The sequence below is a fragment of the Blastomonas sp. 34TW genome, from assembly GCF_059803595.1.
Map to the genome: position 1 here is coordinate 536,251 of NZ_JAPFGW010000001.1, position 20,775 is coordinate 557,025.

The 20,775-nt window shown below is 62.7% G+C and carries 21 protein-coding genes; 8 read left to right on the forward strand and 13 right to left on the reverse strand.

What is annotated here, in order from left to right; genetic code table 11:
- The first annotated feature begins 75 nt into the window (after window positions 1-75).
- The 4 genes from OPU69_RS02535 (at window position 76) to OPU69_RS02550 (ending at window position 5,625) form a co-directional block, all read left to right on the forward strand.
- Complete coding sequence (locus tag OPU69_RS02535) at window positions 76-279, forward strand: DUF2093 domain-containing protein (protein ID WP_181266279.1); 204 nt, start codon at window positions 76-78, stop codon at window positions 277-279.
- A 4-nt stretch (window positions 280-283) separates the two neighbouring features.
- Entirely contained in the window at window positions 284-1,204 is a 921-nt protein-coding gene (locus OPU69_RS02540) for a M23 family metallopeptidase (protein ID WP_498509214.1), read from the forward strand.
- A gap of 271 nt (window positions 1,205-1,475) precedes the next feature.
- On the forward strand, window positions 1,476-4,601 hold the full coding sequence (locus OPU69_RS02545; RefSeq protein ID WP_498509216.1) for a TonB-dependent receptor domain-containing protein: 3,126 nt from the start codon (window positions 1,476-1,478) through the stop codon (window positions 4,599-4,601).
- A 79-nt stretch (window positions 4,602-4,680) separates the two neighbouring features.
- Window positions 4,681-5,625, forward strand: a complete 945-nt coding sequence (locus OPU69_RS02550; protein WP_498509217.1) for a 2OG-Fe(II) oxygenase — start codon at window positions 4,681-4,683, stop codon at window positions 5,623-5,625.
- Between the two features lie 123 nt (window positions 5,626-5,748).
- Here the strand turns inward: OPU69_RS02550 and OPU69_RS02555 are convergent, their stop codons facing one another.
- Window positions 5,749-6,291 carry a hypothetical protein gene (locus OPU69_RS02555; RefSeq protein ID WP_498509218.1) on the reverse strand — a complete coding sequence of 181 codons (543 nt, stop codon included), beginning with the start codon at window positions 6,289-6,291 and terminating at the stop codon, window positions 5,749-5,751.
- Window positions 6,292-6,605: 314 nt separating this feature from the next.
- Between OPU69_RS02555 and OPU69_RS02560 the strand changes: the two genes are divergently transcribed.
- From OPU69_RS02560 to OPU69_RS02570, 3 genes are all read left to right on the forward strand, one after another.
- Window positions 6,606-9,617 (forward strand): TonB-dependent receptor domain-containing protein, encoded by a 3,012-nt coding sequence (locus OPU69_RS02560; RefSeq protein ID WP_498509220.1) that lies wholly within the window; start codon window positions 6,606-6,608, stop codon window positions 9,615-9,617.
- Between the two features lie 165 nt (window positions 9,618-9,782).
- Window positions 9,783-11,951, forward strand: coding sequence for a TonB-dependent receptor (locus OPU69_RS02565; RefSeq protein ID WP_498509221.1), 2,169 nt, complete (start codon window positions 9,783-9,785; stop codon window positions 11,949-11,951).
- Complete coding sequence (locus OPU69_RS02570) at window positions 11,951-13,039, forward strand: PepSY-associated TM helix domain-containing protein (RefSeq protein WP_498509222.1); 1,089 nt, start codon at window positions 11,951-11,953, stop codon at window positions 13,037-13,039. The genes OPU69_RS02565 and OPU69_RS02570 overlap by 1 nt, the downstream gene beginning before the upstream one ends.
- A gap of 3 nt (window positions 13,040-13,042) precedes the next feature.
- On the opposite strand, the gene ruvB is transcribed toward OPU69_RS02570, so the two are convergent.
- From ruvB to OPU69_RS02615, 9 genes are all read right to left on the reverse strand, one after another.
- Entirely contained in the window at window positions 13,043-14,065 is a 1,023-nt protein-coding gene (ruvB, locus tag OPU69_RS02575; RefSeq protein ID WP_060977050.1) for a Holliday junction branch migration DNA helicase RuvB, read from the reverse strand.
- Complete coding sequence (locus tag OPU69_RS02580; RefSeq protein ID WP_066044237.1) at window positions 14,062-14,364, reverse strand: type II toxin-antitoxin system RelE/ParE family toxin; 303 nt, start codon at window positions 14,362-14,364, stop codon at window positions 14,062-14,064. Before OPU69_RS02580 ends, ruvB begins: the two co-directional genes overlap by 4 nt.
- Entirely contained in the window at window positions 14,361-14,609 is a 249-nt protein-coding gene (locus OPU69_RS02585; protein WP_060977051.1) for a type II toxin-antitoxin system ParD family antitoxin, read from the reverse strand. Before OPU69_RS02585 ends, OPU69_RS02580 begins: the two co-directional genes overlap by 4 nt.
- Before the next feature lie 46 nt (window positions 14,610-14,655).
- Window positions 14,656-15,255 (reverse strand): Holliday junction branch migration protein RuvA, encoded by a 600-nt coding sequence (ruvA, locus tag OPU69_RS02590; protein WP_060977052.1) that lies wholly within the window; start codon window positions 15,253-15,255, stop codon window positions 14,656-14,658.
- Between the two features lie 161 nt (window positions 15,256-15,416).
- Complete coding sequence (gene ruvC, locus OPU69_RS02595; RefSeq protein WP_498509224.1) at window positions 15,417-15,902, reverse strand: crossover junction endodeoxyribonuclease RuvC; 486 nt, start codon at window positions 15,900-15,902, stop codon at window positions 15,417-15,419.
- A 47-nt stretch (window positions 15,903-15,949) separates the two neighbouring features.
- Entirely contained in the window at window positions 15,950-16,693 is a 744-nt protein-coding gene (locus tag OPU69_RS02600; protein ID WP_498509226.1) for a YebC/PmpR family DNA-binding transcriptional regulator, read from the reverse strand.
- 69 nt (window positions 16,694-16,762) lie between these two features.
- On the reverse strand, window positions 16,763-17,257 hold the full coding sequence (locus tag OPU69_RS02605; protein WP_060977055.1) for an arsinothricin resistance N-acetyltransferase ArsN1 family B: 495 nt from the start codon (window positions 17,255-17,257) through the stop codon (window positions 16,763-16,765).
- Between the two features lie 7 nt (window positions 17,258-17,264).
- Window positions 17,265-17,507 carry a DUF2312 domain-containing protein gene (locus OPU69_RS02610; RefSeq protein WP_060977056.1) on the reverse strand — a complete coding sequence of 81 codons (243 nt, stop codon included), beginning with the start codon at window positions 17,505-17,507 and terminating at the stop codon, window positions 17,265-17,267.
- 70 nt (window positions 17,508-17,577) lie between these two features.
- Window positions 17,578-17,901, reverse strand: coding sequence for a DUF1244 domain-containing protein (locus OPU69_RS02615; RefSeq protein WP_498509227.1), 324 nt, complete (start codon window positions 17,899-17,901; stop codon window positions 17,578-17,580).
- Between the two features lie 113 nt (window positions 17,902-18,014).
- Here OPU69_RS02615 and pyk point away from each other — a divergent pair, with 113 nt between their 5' ends.
- The gene (gene pyk / locus OPU69_RS02620; protein WP_060977058.1) at window positions 18,015-19,472 is read left to right on the forward strand and encodes a pyruvate kinase; all 1,458 of its coding nucleotides are present in this window, start codon (window positions 18,015-18,017) and stop codon (window positions 19,470-19,472) included.
- Here pyk and OPU69_RS02625 read toward each other — a convergent pair.
- From OPU69_RS02625 to OPU69_RS02635, 3 genes are read right to left on the reverse strand one after another with little or no spacing between them, the layout of a single operon-like run.
- Window positions 19,460-19,858: a type II toxin-antitoxin system VapC family toxin gene (locus OPU69_RS02625; RefSeq protein ID WP_498509228.1), complete on the reverse strand. Its 399-nt coding sequence runs from the start codon at window positions 19,856-19,858 to the stop codon at window positions 19,460-19,462. The genes pyk and OPU69_RS02625 overlap by 13 nt on opposite strands.
- Window positions 19,855-20,121 carry a type II toxin-antitoxin system Phd/YefM family antitoxin gene (locus tag OPU69_RS02630; RefSeq protein WP_060977059.1) on the reverse strand — a complete coding sequence of 89 codons (267 nt, stop codon included), beginning with the start codon at window positions 20,119-20,121 and terminating at the stop codon, window positions 19,855-19,857. Before OPU69_RS02630 ends, OPU69_RS02625 begins: the two co-directional genes overlap by 4 nt.
- A 29-nt stretch (window positions 20,122-20,150) precedes the next feature.
- Window positions 20,151-20,774 carry an HAD family hydrolase gene (locus OPU69_RS02635; RefSeq protein WP_060977060.1) on the reverse strand — a complete coding sequence of 208 codons (624 nt, stop codon included), beginning with the start codon at window positions 20,772-20,774 and terminating at the stop codon, window positions 20,151-20,153.
- Window position 20,775: the final 1 nt, after the last annotated feature.

Genomic DNA, 20,775 nt, shown 5'->3' on the forward strand with positions numbered 1-20,775 from the left:
CGCTTATCTTCTGCCAAACGCGCAGCACGCCATCGGTAAAGCTGCCATACAGCCTTTCTGGAGCATGAAGACCCCATGTTGATGTCCAACCGCGATCGCGTCGCCCGCGTCCACTATATGCCCAACGGCTTCCGCCTGCTCAGCGCGGGCGACCATGTGCTGTGCGCCGAGACCGGGCAGAAGATCGACCTGGAAGAGCTGCGTTACTGGAGCGTCGAGCGGCAGGAGGCGTATGCCAGCTGCGAGATTTCGGTGCGCGCGGCGCTCGGTAGGGGCTGACCGCATGCGGGGGGTGCTGACGTTCGCCGGCTCGATCGTGCTGGCGGCGACTGCCCCGCTGCTGGCGCAATCCCAGCCATCGCCTGCGCCGACACAGTCGGCGGCGCCAGCGCCGAGCGGCCCGGATTTTCTCACCCGTCCGTTCGGGGCGATGCGCCCATTGCCAAGCGGCATCCGGTTGAGCGGTGTGCCGGTGCAGGGTGCCTTGTTGCGCGGCACCGCGCCCCGGGGCGTGACCGCGCTCGATCTCGACGGCGTTCAAGTGCCGGTAGCGCCCGATGGCGCGTTCCTGCTCGGTTTCAACCGCGACGCGCCGCCGCTCGGCGTGTTGACCGTGACTTTCGCTGACGGTCAGGTGATGACCGAGCCGCTGTCGATCGAGCCCCGGGCATGGCGGCGCGAGTTTGTCGCGGTGGCTGCCCGCGGCGGGGTACCGAGCGAGGCGTTCATGGCGCGGCGCAAGCCCGAGCTCGAGATGATCGAGGCGGCGCGCGCTCGGCAATCGGACAGCGCAGGCTGGCGTCAGCAGTTCATCTGGCCCGCCACGGGCCGCGTTTCGGGCATCTTCGGATCGCAACGCATCTATGCGGGCGAGCCGGGCAGCTTCCATAGCGGGGTCGATGTAGCAGGCAGCATCGGCACGCCGGTGGTCGCGCCCGCCGATGGCGTCGTTATTCTCGCTGCGCCGACGCCCTTTTCTCTCGAAGGCAATCTGCTGATGATCGACCACGGCATGGGGCTGAACAGCGCGTTCCTCCACCTGTCGGCGATCGATGTGAAGCTGGGCGATACGGTGCGCCAGGGGCAACAGATCGGCCGAATCGGGGCAACGGGCAGGGCCACCGGACCGCACCTCCATTGGAGCATGAAGTGGAACGACGCCCGGATCGACCCGCAACTTCTGGTTGGTCCCATGGCGCAATGAAATAATTTTATTTCTCAACAATTCCGGGCCTGCGGGTAAATGTGGCGTTCATGTTACAGGTCGGGGTAAAACTGGCGTATGGGCCGGGTTTCAAGCTTTACATCATCTGACCCCACCGCTTAGCTGACGCCAAGGTCTGGGGAGACCATCGTAGTTAAGCGATGTCGCATTGCGGCCCCAGGCTCGTTGTTTCGAGCCCAAGCAATTGAGAACAGGGGTTGTGTTCATGAAAACTAATTCGCGTTTCCTCACCGGGGTTGCCCCTGTCGTGATGAGCATCGCGCTCGCAACTGTGCCCGCCATGGCGCAGGAGCAGACCACGAGCGTCGACGAGCAGGAAGCTTCGGCCGAAGAGGCTGCGGCGTCGATCGTCGTTACCGGTTCGCGCATCCGTCAGCCCAACCTTGAGGGTGCAAATCCCGTCACTGTAGTGACCGGTGAGGAATTCTTTGAAACCGGCAATACTTCGGTTGGTGACGTGCTGAACGATTTGCCGCAGCTGCGCAGCACCTTCAGCCAGCAGAACTCGACCCGTTTCCTCGGAACCCGCGGTCTCAACCTGCTCGACTTGCGTGGCCTGGGTTCGGAGCGTACGCTCGTCCTCGTCAATGGCCGTCGTCATGTCGCCGGTGACATCCTGTCGTCGGGCGTTTCGCCGGACATCAACACTATTCCGACCGATCTGATCGAGCGCGTCGACGTCCTTACGGGCGGCGCGTCGGCCGTTTACGGTTCGGACGCTGTCGCCGGTGTGGTGAACTTCATCCTCAAGGACAGCTTCGACGGTCTGCAGATGCGCGGTCAGGCCGGCATCTCGACCTATGGCGATTTCGGCAACCAGTTCGTGTCGGCTCTGGCCGGCAAGAACTTCGGCGATGGTCGCGGCAACGTCACCCTCGCGCTGGAATATGCACAGACGTCGCGTGCCTTCGGTTCGGGTCGCCCGAACCTGCGTCAGAATGACGGCCTGGTCATCGTCGACACCGACCCTGCCACCGCAGTGAATGGCTCGGACGGCGTGGTCGACCGCGCGTTCTTCCGCGATATCCGTTCGGGCACGATCTCGCTCGGCGGTCTGGTGGCTTCGTTCCAGAATCCCGCAACGGCTCCCTGCGGCTTCAACGTCGCGGCCTTCACCTGCACCTATCTCTTCCAGCCCGATGGTTCGCTGGTCCGCCAGACTGGGACGCGTGTCGGTATCGGTCCGAACGGCAGCTTCCTCGGTGGTAACGGTACGTCGAGCCGCGAAGGTGAACTCCTGACGCTCACTCCCGATCTGCGTCGTTATTCTGCGAACCTGCTGGCGCACTATGAATTCAGCCCGGCTTTCGACGTGTTCATGGAAGCGAAATACGTCCGCACGGAAGCCTTCGGTTCGCAGAGCGGTCCCTTCTTCTCGCAGGGTGCCACCTTGGCCGATCCGGGCAACCGCGAGCGCATTCGTCTCGACAACCCCTATCTCAGCGCCCAGGCCCGTGCACTGCTGACCACCGAATTTCTGGGCTCGACGGTCAACGTCAATACCGGCGGCGCTCTGACGGCCGCAGGTCTTGCTGCGCAGCGCGCCGCGATCAACAACGGCTCGTTCCGTTTCAGCCTGCGTCGCAACTGGGTCGACCTCGGCATCCGCGACGAGAAGATCACGCGTGAGACGTATCGCATCGTTCTGGGCGCGCGCGGTGAGTTCAACGACGACTGGAACTACGAACTGTCCGTCAACTATGGCGAACACAAAGAGCGCAACGAAATCATCGGCAACGTCAACATCCAGCGTTATCTGCTGGCTGTCGACACCGCCCGCGACGCCGCAGGCAACATCGTCTGCGCATCGCGCCTGAACCCCACCGGCACGGTATCGTACATCACTGGCACGCCCAATGGTGACCCGCGTCTGGCTGGCGATATCGCTGCGTGCGTTCCGCTCAATCCGTTCGGTCAGGGTTCGGTGACCCAGGCTGTGCGTGACTATCTGCTGGTGGACTCGCTGGCTGTCGGCAAGATCACCCAGCTGGATATTCTCGGCTTCGTGTCGGGTGATACCAGCGGCTTCTTCAATCTTCCGGGCGGCGCGGTTGCGTTCTCGGCGGGTGGCGAATACCGTCGGGAAACCAACTTCTATGACCTCGATGACCTGACCCAGGAAGGTTACGCGTTCTACAACGCGATCCCGGCGTTCCGTGCTCCGGCACTGGAAGTCGCTGAAGCCTTCGGCGAAATCGAGATTCCGATCCTCAAGGACACTCCGTTTTTCGAGAACCTGACGCTTCGTGGCAACGGCCGTATCGCCAAATACATGGGTGCAGCACGCAACACCGGCACTGTCTATGCCTATGGTGCAGAAGCGATCTGGTCGCCGATCCGCGATATCACCTTCCGTGGTACTTATTCGCGCTCGGTGCGTTCGCCGAACCTCGGCGAGCTGTTTTCGGAGCAGAGCCAGAACTTCGCACCCGGTTTCACCGACCCTTGCTCGGCACGTAACCTCGCGACCGGCTCTTCGAACCGTGCTGCGAACTGCCGCGCTGCGGGCATCCCTGCCGCCTATGACTTCGTGTACCTGCAGTCGCTCGAAATCCGCAGCGGTGGTAACCCGGATCTGCGTGCAGAAACCGGCGACTCATACACCGTTGGCGGTATCATCCAGCCTCGTTTCATCCCTGGTCTGTCGATCTCGGCCGACTATTATGACATCACGGTGAAGAACGCGATTGCATCGGTTTCGGCGCAGCAGATCGCCAACCTTTGCTACGACCTGCCCACGGCGAACAACGCGTTCTGCGGCCTGTTCACCCGTGCTGGTGCGAATGGTGGCCCCAACGGCGAAGTGCCTTTCCAGATCCTGGAAGGTTCACTTCTGCAGTCGTCGGCGAACTTCGCTCGCAACAAGGTTCGCGGTCTTGACACGCAGGTGAACTACAACCGCAAGCTGGGCGACTGGGGCGATCTGCGCCTTGGCGTCATCTGGACCCATTATTTCCAGATCGACAGCTTCACCAACCCGTCTGACCCGAACTTCGCGAACCGTCTGATCGACGAACTCGGCGACCCGAGCGATCAGGTCAACGTCAATGCGAATATCCGCTTCGGCAACGTGACCCTCGGTTACGAGCTGCGCTGGATCGACAAGATGTTTGTGAACACCTTCGAAGACTTCAATCCGCTGAACGGTCAGCCGCCGCAGAATGCGGACTTCGGCCCGTTCGAAAAGTATCCCGACGTCTTCTATCACGATCTGCGCTTGAACGTTGATCTGGACAAGAAGTTCAACATGTATGTCGGCGTCGACAACGTCACGAACGTCCAGCCGCCGTTCGGCCTGACGGGTGTCGGTGGCGGTTCGGGCATCTATGATGTTCGTGGTCGTTACTTCTACGCTGGCTTCCAGGCCAACTTCTGATCCATGACCTGAAGTCGACAAGGGGCGGGGCGCTTCAGCACCCCGCCCTTTTTCGTGTCAGCAACACTTAAGGCAGACAATGTCCAATAGGCCGGACATCGCATTGGCCCGACAGCAGCAGGCTATCTGGCATGCTGCGCAGCAGGGGGATCCGGAAGCGCTGTTCGCAGTCGCCTTCTGGCATCTGGCCGGCGACGTCGTGCCAAGAGACCTGGCAAGAGCGCGACAGATCTTGCGTAAGGCTGTCGAGGTCGGTCATGCCGAAGCGGCAGCAATCGAGATTGCGCTCGCGGCAAACGGGACGGGGGCGCCCGCGGATTGGGATCTGGCCGCAAAGCGGCTTGAGCAGGCGAGCGAAACCTTCGGCGGCGAGTTCAAGAGGCAGCTTGATCTTCTGGCCTCCGCACTGAGTTTCGACGCGGACGGATGCGACGTTCAGACCTTCAGTTCGCGTCCATCCATTCGCCTGTTCAAGCAGGCGCTTACCCCGCCGGAATGCGCGCATATCATCGAGGTTTCCCGGCAGTATCTCGAGCCGGCGATGGTGCAGGATCCTGTCTCGGGGCGGCTGATACCGCACCCGATCCGCACGTCATCGGCTGCGGTCGTAGGACCGACGCGGGCGACGCTACCTTTGTATGCCGTGTGCCGGCGTGTTTTTGGAATGATCGACATTGCTTTCGAACAAGCTGAAAGCATGACCGTGCTGCACTACAAGCCCGGCCAGCAGTTCAAGGCGCATCTCGACACGCTGCCGCACACGCGCAACCAGCGATGCGCAACGGCTCTGATCTATCTCAATGCGCAGTATTCTGGCGGCGAAACCGTCTTTCCGAAGCTGAACATTTCTGTGAGGGGAGGGCAAGGCGACCTGCTAGTGTTCGATAACACGCAGGGCGACGGGCTGCCCGATCCCTTGTCACTGCATAGCGGAGACCCGGTCGAAACCGGCGAAAAATGGCTTGGCAGCATCTGGATCAGGCAGCGCCCCTTCGACATGTGGACAGGGCCGGACCAGGCATAGCACAAGGGCCGGGCAGACCCGAACGCGCTGCTGCTGTCGCTCTGGTCCGTGCGCTCAGATAGGCACTGGAACTGCCATTGCACTGGAGTTCCCGGAAAATCGATTGTCCCCCTACCAACAGGGTCACTCCACCCGCTTGGCCCGCACCGCGCGCTTCTTGCCGACGCGCAGGAAATAGCCGCCCATCACGCCGGCCTTGATCTCGACCTGATCGCCGACCTCGGGATTGTAGGTCATCGCCTCGGTGGTCTGCCACACCGCTCCCTCGGGGATGCCGATGTTCCAGCGGCCGCCTTGCGCCTTGCCCAGGCTCTTGATCGTGGTGACGAGGGTCTTGTCTTCTTCGCTGTCATTGTCGTTGCCGCCAAAGATCGAAAGATCGGGAAGGCGGAAACCGAAAAGTGAGCGCTTGGTCTTTTGCACCTCCTTTTCCTCGACCACCACGATCTGCTTGGAATCGACGGCGGCCGAAAGCCTGGCCGAGGCATTGTCGAAACAGGCAAGGCGCTGGTTGTTGTCGGCGATGCCGCGACAGGCGTTGAGCGCCTCGAACAGTTCCGGGCTGGGGGGAGGGGGTGACTTCTTGCGATCCTGCGCGACAGCGGGGGAGGCCAGAAGGCTGGCAACCACGATCGTGCCGATGATGAACTTGCTTCCCTGCCTCATATCCTGCTCTCTCAACTGTTGATCGTGCCGCAACGCATAAACCACCCGGCGCGGGTGTGGGAAACGGTTTTGGCAGGAGAATGGATTTTGCCACCGTTGTCAGGGCGCGGCGCTATGGCGAGGCGATGCGGCAACGCGATGAAAAACGTGTGACTTTTATGCTACATGCGGCGGAAAAGCGTTGAATTTCCGCCATGCAAGGTTGCGCAGCTTTCGTGCTTTGCCTTACACCGGCGCAATGGTGGGCCATAGAGACCCTCCAGAACTGGGTTTAGCCATGCCTTTGCGGCGGGGCGATCAAGGGGAAATACCACATGAAGACGCAATTTAAGCTGAGCTTGCTTGGCACCAGCCTCCTCGTCGGTGCAGCATCGCTCGCAACGCCTGCCTTCGCGCAGGATCAGGAGCAGGATCAGGCTGCTTCGGGCGATTCGACCATCGTCGTGACCGGCTCGCTGATCTCGAACCCGAACATCGAGCGCGCTGCGCCGGTGAACGTGACTTCGGCCGACGAAATCGACCTGCTGCAGTCGAACGTTGCTGAAGAAATCCTTCGCGAAATCCCGGGTATCGTTCCCTCGATCGGTTCTGCCGTGAACAACGGCAACGGCGGTAACTCGTTCGTCAACCTGCGCGGTCTGGGATCGAACCGCAACGTGGTCCTGCTTGACGGCACGCGCGTCGTGCCCGCCGAACTCCAGGGCCGTTTCGACCTTAACAACATTCCGCTGGCGCTGATCGAGCGCGTCGAAGTGCTGACCGGTGGTTCTTCGACGACCTATGGTGCTGACGCTATCTCGGGTGTCATCAACTTCATCACGCGTCAGGATTTCGCTGGTCTCGAAGCGACCGCTGCGTCGCAGATCACCGAGCAGGGCGATGGTCACACCGTTCGCTTCGACGTGACCACTGGTGCCAACTTCGACGATGGCCGCGGTAATGTCGTGCTGAGCGTCGGCTATCAGACCGCCGACCCCGTGTATCAGGGTGATCGTCAGATTGGCCGCAACACGATCGGTTCGGTTAGCGGTGCTGGCGCCGGTTCGGGTACGTCGGTTCCTTCGCGTCTGACCGTGACCGGGCTTGGTACGCTTCAGATCGATCCCACGGGCAATACCCTGGTTCCGACCTATGCGCCGTTCAACTTCTCGCCGGACAACATCTTCCAGACGCCGTTCGAGCGCTTCAACATCTTCGGTGCTGCCAAGTACGAAGTGTCGGATGGTATTGAAGTCTATACCCGCGGTCTGTTCTCGAAGAACACGGTCGACACGATCATCGCGCCCTCGGGCGCGTTCGGTATCGGCGTGACCATTCCGCTGAGCAATCCGTTCCTGCCGGCTGGTGTTCGCAATCAGTTCTGTAACAACTTCGACTTCAACGCTGCGGTCGATGGGATCCAGTCGCTGACTGCTGCGCAGTGCGCTGCTGCTGCAACCGCAGTCAACCCGACTGACCCCAACTATCGCACCGTGACCACCGCGCTGTTCCGCCGCGCTGTGGAAGCAGGTCCGCGTATCTCGAACTATCAGAACACCGTGTTCGACTATAAGCTGGGCATTCGCGGTGGTATCACCGACACGATCGATTTCGACGTGTTCGGCAGCTACGGCCAGTCGGACCAGATCCAGACCATCAAGGGTTACACGCTCAACTCGCGTGTCCGTGACTCGCTGCTGGCGACCAACACTGCCACCTGCTTGAGCGGCAACGCTGCTTGCGTTCCTGCCAACTTCTTCAGCCCGCAGGTCGGTGGTCTTACGCCCGCCATGGTCGCTTATCTGGTCGGTGAATCGACCGTGCAGACCCGGACCACGCTGGCGCAGGCACGTGCGACGGTCAGCGGTGACTTCGGTGTTGCAAGCCCCTGGGCGACCGACCCGATTTCGTTCGCCGTCGGTGGCGAATATCGCAAGTATACCGCACAGATCTCGTCGGATACGCTGGCGCAGTCGGGTGACCTCGGCGGTGCCGGTGGCGCGCAGCCGAACGTCGATGGCGGCTTTGACGTTTATGAAGCGATCGGTGAAATTATCGTTCCGATCGTGCAGGGCAAGTCCTTCTTCGAAGACCTGACGCTCGAAGCCGGTATCCGTTATTCGGATTATGGCATCGATGCCGTTGGCGCATCGGGCTACAGCACCACGACCTGGAAGGTCGGCGGCAGCTGGACTCCGGTGACCGGTGCCAAGCTGCGCGGTTTCTATGCCCGCGCCGTTCGCGCTCCGAACATCGCTGAACTGTTCTCGCCGCAGAATACCGGCCTGACCAGCCTGACGCGCGATCCTTGCGCTTCGATCAACGACAATGGTGTGCGCATCAATGCTGGGCCGACTGGTGCTGTTCGCGACGCGTGTCTTGCTCAGGGTGCGACGCTCGCCAACATCAACTCGATCAACCTGCCGATCGCAGGCCAGGCGAACGCTACCACCGGCGGTAACCTGGCGCTGAACCCGGAAACGTCGAACAGCTACACTGTCGGCCTGGTGCTCGAGCCCGCGTTCATCCCCGGCTTCACGATGACCGTTGACTATTTCAACATCAAGGTCACCGGCGCCATCACGACGCCGTCGCCCGATGACGCACTCGATGCCTGCTTCAATGCGCCCAGCGCAACGAACCCGGCGTGTACGGTCATCCGTCGCGACCCGATCACCGGTGGTCTGAACGGTGATCCGGCAACCACGCCTGGTCTGTTCACGGCGCTGTCGAACCTTGGCCGTCTGGCAACCGACGGTGTCGACCTGACCATGAACTATCGTCGTGACATCGGCTTTGCCGATCTGTCGCTGGCGTTCGTTGGTACCTGGACCAACAAGCGCACCTTCCAGTCGACCCCCACGGATATCGTCCGTGATTGCGTCGGCACCTACAGCGTGAACTGCGATCAGGGCATTCAGCCCGAGTTCCAGTGGACCGTTCGTACCACCCTCGGTTTCGAAGGTGTCGACGTGTCGCTGCTGTGGCGTTACCTGGATGGTTCGACGTTCGAAAACTTCAACCCTGCCCGGGAATGCGGCAACCAGCCGCGTCCTGCGGGTGCAACCGCTTCGCCAAACCTGTTCTGCGGTGCGGCACCGATCGGTTTCACCAGCCAGGAAGATTTCAACACCATTCCGGCCTACAACTATTTCGACATCACGACCCGCTTCGATCTGCTCGAGAACCTGACGGTGACGCTCACCGTGCAGAACATCTTCGACAAGAAGCCTCCGATCGTGGGTTCGGATGCTGGTCCGGTGGCGTTCAACTCGGGCAACACCTTCCCGTCGACCTACGACGCGCTTGGCCGTCGTTTCGGCGTGCAGGCTCGCCTGCGCTTCTGATCCCTTCCGGGTTCAGTACCAAACAAATCGGGGTGGGTCGCAAGACCCGCCCCTTTTTGTTTGGGTGTCTCGCTAGGCAGGCTTTGCTCTGAAAACCGGCTAATGCAAATTGGTTGCAATAGCGCCTGAGCATTGATACAGGCTCCCCCAGAAAAGGGGTGAGTGATGAAATTTTCTCGAGTGATTCCCGTGCTGTTGGCGACCATGACGTCGGTTCCGGCGCTGGCGCAGGACAATGCTGAGGCTGCAGATGCCTCCGCCGAGGCGCCCAGGGACGAATCCGAGATTGTCGTTACCGCTGCACGCACTGTCCTGCCGCCCAGTGCGCTGCCTTTGACAATCGATATCATTGACAAGCAGGCGCTCGATCAGCAGATCATCTTGTCGGGCTCCGTCACCGATGCAGTGGCCACCCTGACCCCGTCCTTCTCTCCGACCCGCGGCAAGCTCTCGGGGGCAGGGGAGACGCTGCGCGGGCGCTCGCCGCTTTACGCGATCAACGGCATTCCGCAGTCGACGCCGCTGCGCGACGGTAGCCGCGACGGGTTCACCATCGACGGCTTCTTCATCGAGCAGGTCGAACTGATCTACGGCTCCAACGCGCTGCAGGGCATCGGTGGCACCGGCGGTATTGTCAACCAGGTCACCGTCGGTGCGCCGAGGCAGGAAGGGCTGTCGGGCCGCGTTCTGCTTCAAGGTACCGCCGACAATGATTTCCGTTCGGACGGATTTGGTGCCAAGGCAGCAGGCCTTCTCCAGTACAAGGCCGACCGGTTCGATGCGACGGTGGGGGCTTCCTATGAGCGGCGCGGCGTGTTCTACGATGCGCGTGGCCGCAATGTCGGTATCAATCTGACCCAGGGGGAAACCCAGACGTCGGACGCCCTCTCGCTGTTCGGACGCTTCGGCTATGCTCTGTCCTCGACCGCCCGGATTGACCTCATGGCGAGCCGCTACGAGCTCAAGGGCGATGGCGAATATGTTGCGGTCGCGGGCAACCGACTGACCGGGCTGCCGACCAGCGCGGTCAAGGGCACGCCCCCGGGCAAGCCTGCCGCCAACCGGACGGAGAGCCTCGCGCTGTCGCTCACCGATACCGATCTTGGCGGCGGCAATCTTGTCAGCCAGATCTTCTTCAACCGGACCCGCGACACGTTCGGCGGCGAACTCGGCCCGATCGCGACCTTCCAGGATGTCCGCATCGCCCCGGTGGGCACATTGTTCGACCAGTCGCAGAACCGCTCGCGCAAGCTGGGCGGCAAGATCAGCTATGAACGCGCCATTCCAGGGTTCGAGGATCTGACCGCGATCGTCGGTTTCGACGCCTTGTTCGACAGGACCGAGCAGCGGCTGATCGCCACCGACCGTATCTGGGTGCCGCCCACCGATTTCCGCAGCCTCGCACCCTTCGCCCAGGCGAACCTCAAGCTGTTCGACGGATTGCTGCGGCTTGCCGGCGGCGCGCGCTGGGAAAATGTTGAGATCAAGATCGACGACTATACCACGCTTGCGACCACCACTACGCCACGCGGCGGGGTGCTGGTGAGCGGCGGCAGCCCCAAGTTTGACGATGTGCTGTTCAACGGCGGCGTGATTATCGAGCCGGCTCAAGGCATCCGCCTCTATGCCAGCTATGCCGAGGGCTTCACCGTGCCCGATGTCGGCCGCATCACCCGTGCCATCGGCACCCCCGGGGTGGATCTCGACAATTTCCTCGACATCAGCCCGATCATCTCGAACAACCGCGAGATCGGTGCCGAGGTGAAGCGCGGGCCGCTCGGTGCCAGCGTGACCTATTTCTGGTCGTCGAGCACGCGCGGTCAGTTGCTCGTGGCGCGGCCTGACGGAATTTTCGACGTCCAGCGCCAGCGGATCGAGATCGAAGGCCTTGAGGTCAATCTGGGGGTACAGCTGCCAATCGACGGGCTGCGCGTATCGGCGGGCTATGCGCATATCCTGGGGCGCACCGACACCAATGGCGACGACCGGGTCGATACCGATCTCGATGGCACCAACATCTCGCCCGACAGGCTCAATCTCGCCGCCAGTTTCGACCGGGGCAGAGTCTCGGCGCGCGTTCAGACCCAGGTCTATTTCTCGCGCACCTTCAACGGGCTGGTCCGCGATCCCCGGAACGATTTCGGCGGTTACACGCTGACTGACGCCTATCTGGGCTATGATGTCGGGCCGGGGCGCATCATCCTCAGCGCGCAGAACATCTTCAACCGCCAGTATATCGATTATAACAGCGACGTTCGGCTACCGACGGACAACCTGTCCTTCTTCGCGGGGCGCGGGCGCACGATGACGCTGGCCTGGGACATGCGCTTCTGATGAAGCTGCTCGACCTTCTCCACCGCTGGACGGGCGGGCTGATCGGCCTGGTGCTACTGGTGCTGGGGTTGAGCGGGACGGTGCTGATCCATCGCGACGCCTGGGTGATGCTGCCGCATGCCGATGATGCGCAAATGCAGGCGACGCCCGCGATCATCGCGGCGACCGAGCAGATGATGGCCGATCCGGTAGCGCGGCCGAGCGCGATCAGCTTCGCCACGGACAGTTTCGGGCTCAACCGGCTGTCCTTCGGCAAGGAAGCGGGGGCCTATGCCGACCAAGCGGGCAATATCGTCACGCGCTGGGACGATGCATGGGAGCGGCCCGAGCTGTTCCTGTTCGATCTGCACCATCATCTGCTTGCGGGCGAGACCGGCGAGATCGTCGCTGCGTCTGCCGGGCTGTGCGGGCTGTTCTTCGTGATCAGCGGTGGGATCCTGTGGTGGCGCACGCGGCGGACCTTCGAATTCCGCCTGATCCCGAGGCGACTGAGCCGCCCCGCCATCCTGCGCCATCATCGCGATCTCGGCATCGTGTTCGCACCACTGCTCGCGCTGGTGATGTTCACCGGTACGACGATGGTGTTTCGTCCTGTGACCGCGCTGGTACTGGGGCCATCGGCGCCTGCGACCATAGAGGCATCCTTCAAGGCGCCCGAGGCCGAGATGGGCGCGCTCGCCGAAAAGCCTGATTGGGCCGCAATGATCGGGACGGCGCGTAGGCTCTACCCCGATGCGGAGATCCGCATCCTCAGCCTGCCGAAAGAGGCGGGCAAGCCGATCACCTTGCGCATGAAGCAGCCGGAAGAATGGTTGCCCAATGGCCGCACGACCCTGTGGTTTGCGCCCGGCACGGGGCGTCTGATCGAGGCGCGCGATGCGTTGAAGCTCCCCGGTGCGGCACAGGCTTTCAACACCTTCTATCCGCTGCACGCCGCCAAGGTGGGCGGAATGGCATACAAGCTTGTCATGACGCTGGTCGGGCTGGCGCTCAGCCTGCTGGGATCGCTGGCCGTGTGGAGCTTCTGGTTCCGCCGCAATCGCACCGCGCGGCGCGTCGGCAGCGGCGTGACGGTTCCCGCCGAGTAAGACTCAGAGGTCGAACAGGCCTTCCTGCGATCCCTCGGGTGGATTGAGCCCCAGATGCTTCCAGCCGCGCGCATTGAGGCAACGTCCGCGCGCGGTACGTGCGATCAGGCCGAGCTGGATCAGATAGGGTTCGATCACGTCCTCGATCGTGTCGCGCGGCTCGGACAGACCCGCCGCCAGCGTTTCGACACCGACCGGGCCGCCGCGATAGATATCCGCGATCATCATCAGGTAACGCCGGTCCATCGCGTCCAGCCCCAGGCTGTCTACCTCGAGCCGGGTCAGCGCGGCATCGGCGGCGGCGGCGTTGACCGTGGCGTGCCCTGCGACATTGGCGAAATCGCGCACCCGGCGCAGCAGGCGTCCAGCGACACGCGGGGTGCCGCGCGCGCGCCTGGCGATCTCGGTCGCGCCATCCCTGGCGATCGACAGGCCCAGCAGGCGCGCGGCGCGGCTGACGACCAGTTCCAGCTCTTCCACGGTATAGAAATTGAGGCGCACCGGGATACCGAAGCGATCGCGCAATGGAGTGGTCAGCAGGCCCTGACGCGTGGTCGCGCCAATCAGGGTGAAGGCAGGCAGATCAATGCGCACACTACGCGCGCTTGGGCCTTCGCCGATGATGAGGTCAAGCGCGCGGTCCTCCATCGCGGGGTAAAGCACCTCCTCGACCACGGGATTGAGCCGGTGGATCTCGTCGATGAACAGCACGTCGCCTTCTTCGAGGTTGGTCAGCAGCGCCGCCAGATCGCCCGACTTGGCGATCACCGGACCGGATGTCGCGCGAAAGCCGACGCCCATTTCGCGCGCGATGATCTGCGCCAGCGTGGTCTTGCCGAGCCCCGGCGGGCCGAACAGCAGCACATGATCGAGCGCCTCGGACCGCCCCCGCGCCGCCTCGATGAACACGCGCAGGTTATCGCGCGCCGCCGCCTGGCCGATGAATTCGGCCAGCGTCTTGGGACGCAGCGCTGCGTCCTGATCTTCAGGGATGCGGTCGGGGGAGAGGAGGCGGTCTGTGGTCATGGATCCGGCGTCATTGTGCTCGGCACATTGCGAGCATGGTGCAGAATGCGAACGATCAGCACCTCGCCATCCACGCTCTGGAAATAGATTCGGTGCGTCTTGTAGCTGAAACTGCGCATACTGGAACCCAGTCGCTTTTCGGCTACGCCCGTCATCGGCCTGTCTCGCAACCGGGTGAAGCAGGTCCGCAGGCCCAGCAGGTATTCGCGCGCTTTTGCAGCACCGAAGACGGATTTGCTGTAGACGCGAATGTCTCTCAGATCATCCCGAGCAGCGGCGGCGATGCGTAATTTCGTCACGCAAGATCAGGGTCTTCAGCGATGATCGTATCAACCACCTCCTCCGGCTCCTCGTCAAGAACCTTCGAGGCCAACCCCTCGTCGATCATCGCTTTCAGCCAGGCTTCGTCCTCCGCCGCCTGCTCCTGGTCCCGTCGCAGCAGGGCGCGCAAGAAATCATTCGCATCGGCATAGAGCCCCTGCGCGACACGCTCGTCGATCCACTGCTTGAGCGCGGGCGGCACCGAGATGGTCAATTCGGTCATGGCTGAAATTATAGCGGAACGTGGGGTCAAGTCCAGCAACGCCGCGTTACCGCGCCGCCTTCTTCAGCGCCAGTCGCACCAGTGCATCCAGGCTCGCGCCATCGCCCAGTTCTCCCTCTGCTTCGGCCACTGCGCGGGCGGCTTCGGCGGGCTTGAAGCCGAGGTTCTGCAGCGCGGAGACCGCATCTGCCGCGTGGCTGCCGACCGGCACGGGCGCGCTCGCGCCGCCGGGGCCGAGCGCGATCACGCCCATCTTGTCCTTCAGCTCGTTGCAGATGCGGATCGCCAGCTTGGGGCCCACACCTTGCGCGCGCGCGATCATCGCCTTGTCGCTCTGCGCGACGGCGCGCGCGAGTTCCTCGGGCGTCAGCGCGGAAAGGATGGCGAGCGCGACCTTCGACCCCACGCCCTGCACGCTGGTGAGCAGGCGGAAACCATCGCGCTCGCTGGCCGAGGCAAAGCCGATCAGCCGCATGTCGGTCTCGCTCACCTGCATCTCGGTGTGCAGGACCACCTTGTCGCCCCGCGCGCCGAGGTTGGAGAGCGTGCGCGAGGAGGCAAACACCAGATAGCCGACGCCGCCGACGTCGATCACCGCATGGTCATGTGCGGTGCTGTCCAATAGTCCTGTAAGCTTGGCGATCATTCTGCTTCATTCCCTCTCCCCTCTGCGGGAGAGGGTTGCGCAGACTTGGGCGCTTGCGTCCTAGTCGGAGCTGGGTGAGGGGCGCTCCACCCTCTCCAAGCTGCGCTAGCCGCATGCGCGGCAAGCTTCGTTATCCTCTCCCATCAAGGGAGAGGATTGGGTTAGCGCAGTTTGTCGAACGCCGCCAGATGCGCATGGGTGATCGCGACGGCGAGTGCGTCTGCCGCATCGGGGCCAGCAATCTGTACTCCGGGCAACAGCCGCTGGACCATCGCGTCGATCTGGACCTTTTCCGCCGCGCCAGTGCCGACAATGGCTTTCTTGATGAGGCGCGGCGCATATTCGCCGACGCTGAGCCCGGCACGCGCCAGGCTGAGCAGCAGTCCACCGCGCGCCTGGACCAGCTTGAGCGTCGTCTGCGGGTTCTTGTTGACGTAGATTTCCTCGATCGCCGCCGCATCGGGTCTGTAATCGGTGACGATCGCGGCAATCGCAGTGTCGAGCTCGAGCAGCCGCGAGGGCAGGGGCGCCTTGGCATTGGTCCGGATCTGCCCGTTGGCGATATGGCTGAGGCGATTGCCCTGATAGCGGATGACGCCCCATCCGGTGGTGCCGAGCCCGGGATCGATGCCGAGGATGATGGTCATGGCTTTGAAAAGCCCCTCCCCTTCAGGGGAGGGCGCTTTGCCATCCATCAACCCAGCTTCTCCATCACTGCGTCCGACACTTCGTAATTGCCCCAGACGGTCTGAACGTCGTCGTCATCGTCGAGCGCGTCGATCAGCTTGAACAGCGACTGGGCATCAGCTTCGGCGACATCGACCTTGACCTGCGGGCGCCAGGCGAGCTTGACGCTCTCGGCTTCGCCCAGGGTTTTTTCGAGCGCTCCCGCGACCGCGTGCAGGTCTTCCATGCTGGTCCAGATGTCGTGGCCGTCCTCGGTCGATTCGATGTCCTCTGCACCGGCTTCCATCGCGGCTTCGAGCACCTGTTCCTCGTCGCCAGCGCTCGCTGGATAGGTAATCAGGCCCATGCGGTCGAAGCCGTGGCTCACCGCGCCCGATGCGCCGAGGTTTCCGCCATTCTTGCTGAACGCGGTGCGGACGTTGGTCGCGGTGCGGTTGCGGTTGTCGGTCAGCGCCTCGACGATCAGCGCGATGCCGCCGGGACCATAGCCCTCATAGCGGATTTCTTCATAATCCTCGCCGCCGGCAGCCGAGGCCTTGTCGATCGCGCGCTGGATATTGTCCTTGGGCATCGACTGGGCCTTGGCGGCGTTGACCGCGAGGCGCAGGCGCGGGTTCATGTCGGGATCGGGCAGGCCCATCTTGGCCGCGACGGTGATTTCGCGGCTGAGCTTGGAAAACATGGCCGAGCGCTTCTTGTCCTGCGCGCCCTTGCGATGCATGATGTTCTTGAATTTACTATGGCCTGCCATGGCGGGGTTCTGCCTGTCTCATCGGTTGGAAACTGTATCTGGTGCGCGCCCTTACACCAGCGGGGGCGATCAAAGCAACCGCTGCCACCAGCCGACATCGCGCCAGCCGCCCAGCTTCCACCCGACCTCGCGATAGATGCCGACCGGCACCATGCCCATGGCTTCGTGCAGCGCGATGCTGGCGGGGTTGGGCAGGGCGATCCCGGCAAACACGGCGTGGATCGATTGCGCGCGCAGCCGGTCGAACAGCGCGGTGTAGAGCGCGCGGCCCACGCCTTGGCCCCTTGCATGATCGGCAATATAGATAGCGATATCGGCGGATGTCGCATAGGCGGCGCGGGAGCGATGCGGGCTGGCATAGGCATAGCCCAGAATGTCGCCGCCCCGTTCGGCCACCAGCCAGGCATGCGACTGGCCGTAATCGGTGATCCGCCGCGCCATTTCGTTGGAATCGGGCGCTTCGGTCTCGAAGCTCACCCAGCTGTTTTCGACATGAGGGGCGTAGATGGCGGCGAGCGCGGCTCCGTCGTCGGGGTGACCGTCGCGGATGTCGAACGCCGCCATCGCGCGATCAGCCGAGGCCGAGGGCCGCCTTGTAGGTGTCCAGGATGGCTTCCATTTCCTGGCGATCGTGCGGTTCCATCTTCCGCAGGCGGACGATCTGACGCATGATCTTGGCGTCATAGCCCTGCGACTTGGCCTCGTTATAGGTATCGCGGATGTCGTCTGCGACGCCCTTGCGCTCTTCCTCAAGGCGCTCGATGCGTTCGATGAAAAGGCGCAGCTGGTCGTCGGCGGAGATGGTTTCGCTCATCGCAAGGGTCTTTCAACAAGGGTTGGGAGCACCGGGCGAATCCCGGCGCGGAATGAATCGGAGCGCTCCCTTAATGGGGGTGAGCGTTCTTCGCCACGCTTTCCTTCATCCGGGCGAGTTGCTCGTCGGTCGCCTCGCCCTGATAGCGCGATTTCCAGGTGGCAAAGTCCATGCCGTAGATCAGCTTACGCGCGGCATCGCGGTCGGGCGCACCGCCGGCTTCCATCACCCAGTCGGCCAGGCAGTTGCGGCAGAAACCGGCGAGCCCCATAAGGTCGATATTCGCCGCATCATGGCGATGGCGCAGATGCGCGACAAGTCGCCGGAACGCTACGGCAGCAACGTCATCGGGGATATCGACTTCGGCGGGCGGGGCGGGGACGGCATCGGTCATGGCATTTTTTCCAGTTCGGTTTTGCGATTGGCGGCGCTCTGCCCTAAGCAGGAGCCGAGTGCGCCGTGAAGACGTGCAAACGTTCGCGGCTTCGACCAGTTCAAGGGAAGATTATGAGCAAGACTATCGCCAAGCGCAGCCGCAAGGTCAAGATTCTGGCGACGCTAGGCCCTGCCAGCAACAGCCCCGAAATGATCGAAAAGCTGTTCCGCGCCGGAGCCGATGCCTTTCGCGTCAACATGAGCCATGGCGAGCATGCGACGCACGCCGCAACCATCAACGCCATCCGCCAGATCGAAACCCGGCTGCAGCGGCCGATCACGATATTGTGCGATCTTCAGGGCCCCAAGCTGCGCGTCGGCACGTTCGAGGGCGGCAAGGCGTTCCTCAAGCATGGCCAGCATTTCACGCTCGATTCGAACCCCGAACCCGGCAACGACCAGCGCGCCTATCTGCCGCACAAGGAGATTTTCGCCGCGCTCGACAAGGGCCAGCGGCTGCTGATCGACGATGGCAAGATGGTGCTGCGCGTACTGCGCCCCGGCGATGCCGAGATACTATGCTCGGTCGAGGTCGGTGGGTTCATTTCCGATCGCAAGGGACTGAACGTGCCCGACAGTCTGGTGCCGATGGCCGCGCTGACCGAGAAGGACCGGCGGGATCTCGCCTTCGCGCTCGACATGGGCGCGGACTGGATCGCCTTGAGCTTCGTCCAGCGGCCCGATGACGTCGCCGAGGCGCGCAGCCTGATCGGCGGACGCGCGGCGCTGATCGCCAAGATCGAGAAGCCCGCTGCGCTGGCCTCGCTTGATGCCATCATCGAGCTGTCCGATGCGGTGATGGTCGCGCGCGGCGATCTGGGCGTCGAAATGGCGCCCGAAGAGGTGCCCGTGATGCAGAAGCGGATTGTCGAGACCGCACGCCGTTCGGGCAAGCCGGTGGTCGTCGCGACGCAGATGCTCGAATCGATGATCACCAGCCCGTCGCCGACCCGTGCCGAGGTGTCCGACGTCGCCAATGCGGTCTATGACGGCGCCGATGCTGTGATGCTTTCGGCGGAAACCGCGGCGGGCGAATGGCCCGAACTCGCCGTCGGCATGATGGACCGGATCGCGACACAGGTGGAGAGCGACCCCGGCTATGCCGCGCGCGTGCATTTCATCGAGACCTTGCCCGATGCGACCACGGCGGACGCGCTGTCGGCGGCGTGCAGCGAGATTGCCAATACCGTGAGGGTGAGCGCGATCGTATGCTTCACCCTGTCGGGATCGACCGCGCGGCGGGTCTCGCGCGAGCGACCGGCGGTGCCGGTGATGGTGCTCACCCCCTCGCGCGAGACCGCGCGGCGCGTCGGCCTGCTCTGGGGTGCCTATCCGGTGGTGACGCGCGATATTGGCAGTTTCGAGGAGATGATCGGCAAGGGCAAGCGCATGGCGCTGCGCCATCACTTCGGCGAGGCCGGCGGCCGCATCATCGCGCTGGCGGGGGTGCCGTTCGGAACACCGGGATCGACCAACGTGCTGCACATCGTCACGCTGACCGGCGAGGAGCTGAAAGGCTACAAGGGCTGATAGGCTAGCGGATGGCTAAGCAGGGTGCGGTCACGCGTCAGCAGCCGCGCGCCGCTTTGCTGCGCCTGGACCAGCAGCAGCTCATCAAACGGGTCCTTGTGCGCGATGGGGATGATGAGCGGGGCGGCGGCCGTGTCGGTGTCCAATGCGATAATTTCCATGCCAATCGACCGAAGGTAGCTTGTGGCCAGAAGTGGATCGAGAGCACCCTTGCGACCACCTGACGCATGGAGAGCGTTCCATTTCACACGGACTTCCCAGATTGAGATCGTCGACGCCACGACGTGGTTTGAGGAGTCATTCAAAGCGCGCCACTCACTTGGCCTGATGGCAGCTTGATTGGTTGCCAGCCAGATCACGAAATGGGTGTCGAGTAGTAATCTCAATCCTCAAGACCCAGCACTTTGCGGCTGAATGCGGGGTCGTCAAACTCCGGGGGCCAAAGATCTTGGCCTTCAAATTTGTCCAGGCCATGGGCTTTGCGATAGGCTTCGCCGGCTGCCCAATCGATACCGCCCTTCACCGTTTTTGGTGGATTCATTTCGGCCACCGGCTTGCCATCGTCGGTAATGACGACTTTCTCACCGCGCATCACGGCGTCAATAGCCTCAGAGAAACGGGCCTTGGCTTCGCGGATCGACATCTCCATGAATAATCAAATACCACAGATCGTCGGGTTCAAGTAGCGGCATTCTCCAGCACGCCGCGCGCAATCAGTTCTGCCTCGAGCGTGGCATGGTCGCGGAAGACATGACCCTGCAGCCCGCACGAAACGGCGCTTTCGATATTGTCCGCGCGGTCGTCGATGAACAGCGCGCGCGATGGATCGATGTCGAAGCGGTCGATGGCGAGGCGGTAGATCGCGGGGTCGGGCTTTACCAGCTTCTCCGCCCCCGACACGACAATGTCGCGGAACAGGTCGAAGACCGGCGCGGTGGGGCGGAACATGTCCCAGAACTCGACGCCGAAATTGGTGATGCCGAAAATCGGATAGCCGAGCAGCGCGAGTTTTTCTGCGAGGTCCAGCATGCCCGGCACCGGCCCCGGGATCGTTTCCAGCCAGCGCGGGACATAATGGCCGATCAGCTCGGCATGCTCGGGGTGCTCGGCAACAAGCTCGGCAACCATCTCGTCGAGCAATCGGCCCGCGTCGTGCTGCGAATGCCAATCGATGGTCAGCACATTGGCAAGAAAATGGTCGAGCTCAGCCGGATCGTCGATCAGCTTGGCGTAGAGTGTGCGAATATCCCATTGGTAGAGGACATTGCCGACATCGAAGATAATGGCATCAACCGGCTGCATA

Coding starts and splice junctions, on each gene's coding strand:
- OPU69_RS02570 (WP_498509222.1), top strand. CDS start 11,951: ATGAAGCTGCTCGACCTTCTCCACCGCTGGACGGGCGGGCTGATCGGC.
- OPU69_RS02535 (WP_181266279.1), top strand. CDS start 76: ATGTTGATGTCCAACCGCGATCGCGTCGCCCGCGTCCACTATATGCCC.
- OPU69_RS02545 (WP_498509216.1), top strand. CDS start 1,476: ATGAGCATCGCGCTCGCAACTGTGCCCGCCATGGCGCAGGAGCAGACC.
- OPU69_RS02550 (WP_498509217.1), top strand. CDS start 4,681: ATGTCCAATAGGCCGGACATCGCATTGGCCCGACAGCAGCAGGCTATC.
- OPU69_RS02615 (WP_498509227.1), bottom strand. CDS start 17,901: ATGACCGATGCCGTCCCCGCCCCGCCCGCCGAAGTCGATATCCCCGAT.
- ruvB (WP_060977050.1), bottom strand. CDS start 14,065: ATGACCACAGACCGCCTCCTCTCCCCCGACCGCATCCCTGAAGATCAG.
- pyk (WP_060977058.1), top strand. CDS start 18,015: ATGAGCAAGACTATCGCCAAGCGCAGCCGCAAGGTCAAGATTCTGGCG.
- OPU69_RS02560 (WP_498509220.1), top strand. CDS start 6,606: ATGAAGACGCAATTTAAGCTGAGCTTGCTTGGCACCAGCCTCCTCGTC.
- OPU69_RS02600 (WP_498509226.1), bottom strand. CDS start 16,693: ATGGCAGGCCATAGTAAATTCAAGAACATCATGCATCGCAAGGGCGCG.
- OPU69_RS02610 (WP_060977056.1), bottom strand. CDS start 17,507: ATGAGCGAAACCATCTCCGCCGACGACCAGCTGCGCCTTTTCATCGAA.
- OPU69_RS02605 (WP_060977055.1), bottom strand. CDS start 17,257: ATGGCGGCGTTCGACATCCGCGACGGTCACCCCGACGACGGAGCCGCG.
- ruvC (WP_498509224.1), bottom strand. CDS start 15,902: ATGACCATCATCCTCGGCATCGATCCCGGGCTCGGCACCACCGGATGG.
- OPU69_RS02555 (WP_498509218.1), bottom strand. CDS start 6,291: ATGAGGCAGGGAAGCAAGTTCATCATCGGCACGATCGTGGTTGCCAGC.
- OPU69_RS02635 (WP_060977060.1), bottom strand. CDS start 20,774: ATGCAGCCGGTTGATGCCATTATCTTCGATGTCGGCAATGTCCTCTAC.
- ruvA (WP_060977052.1), bottom strand. CDS start 15,255: ATGATCGCCAAGCTTACAGGACTATTGGACAGCACCGCACATGACCAT.
- OPU69_RS02630 (WP_060977059.1), bottom strand. CDS start 20,121: ATGGAGATGTCGATCCGCGAAGCCAAGGCCCGTTTCTCTGAGGCTATT.
- OPU69_RS02585 (WP_060977051.1), bottom strand. CDS start 14,609: ATGACCGAATTGACCATCTCGGTGCCGCCCGCGCTCAAGCAGTGGATC.
- OPU69_RS02540 (WP_498509214.1), top strand. CDS start 284: ATGCGGGGGGTGCTGACGTTCGCCGGCTCGATCGTGCTGGCGGCGACT.
- OPU69_RS02565 (WP_498509221.1), top strand. CDS start 9,783: ATGAAATTTTCTCGAGTGATTCCCGTGCTGTTGGCGACCATGACGTCG.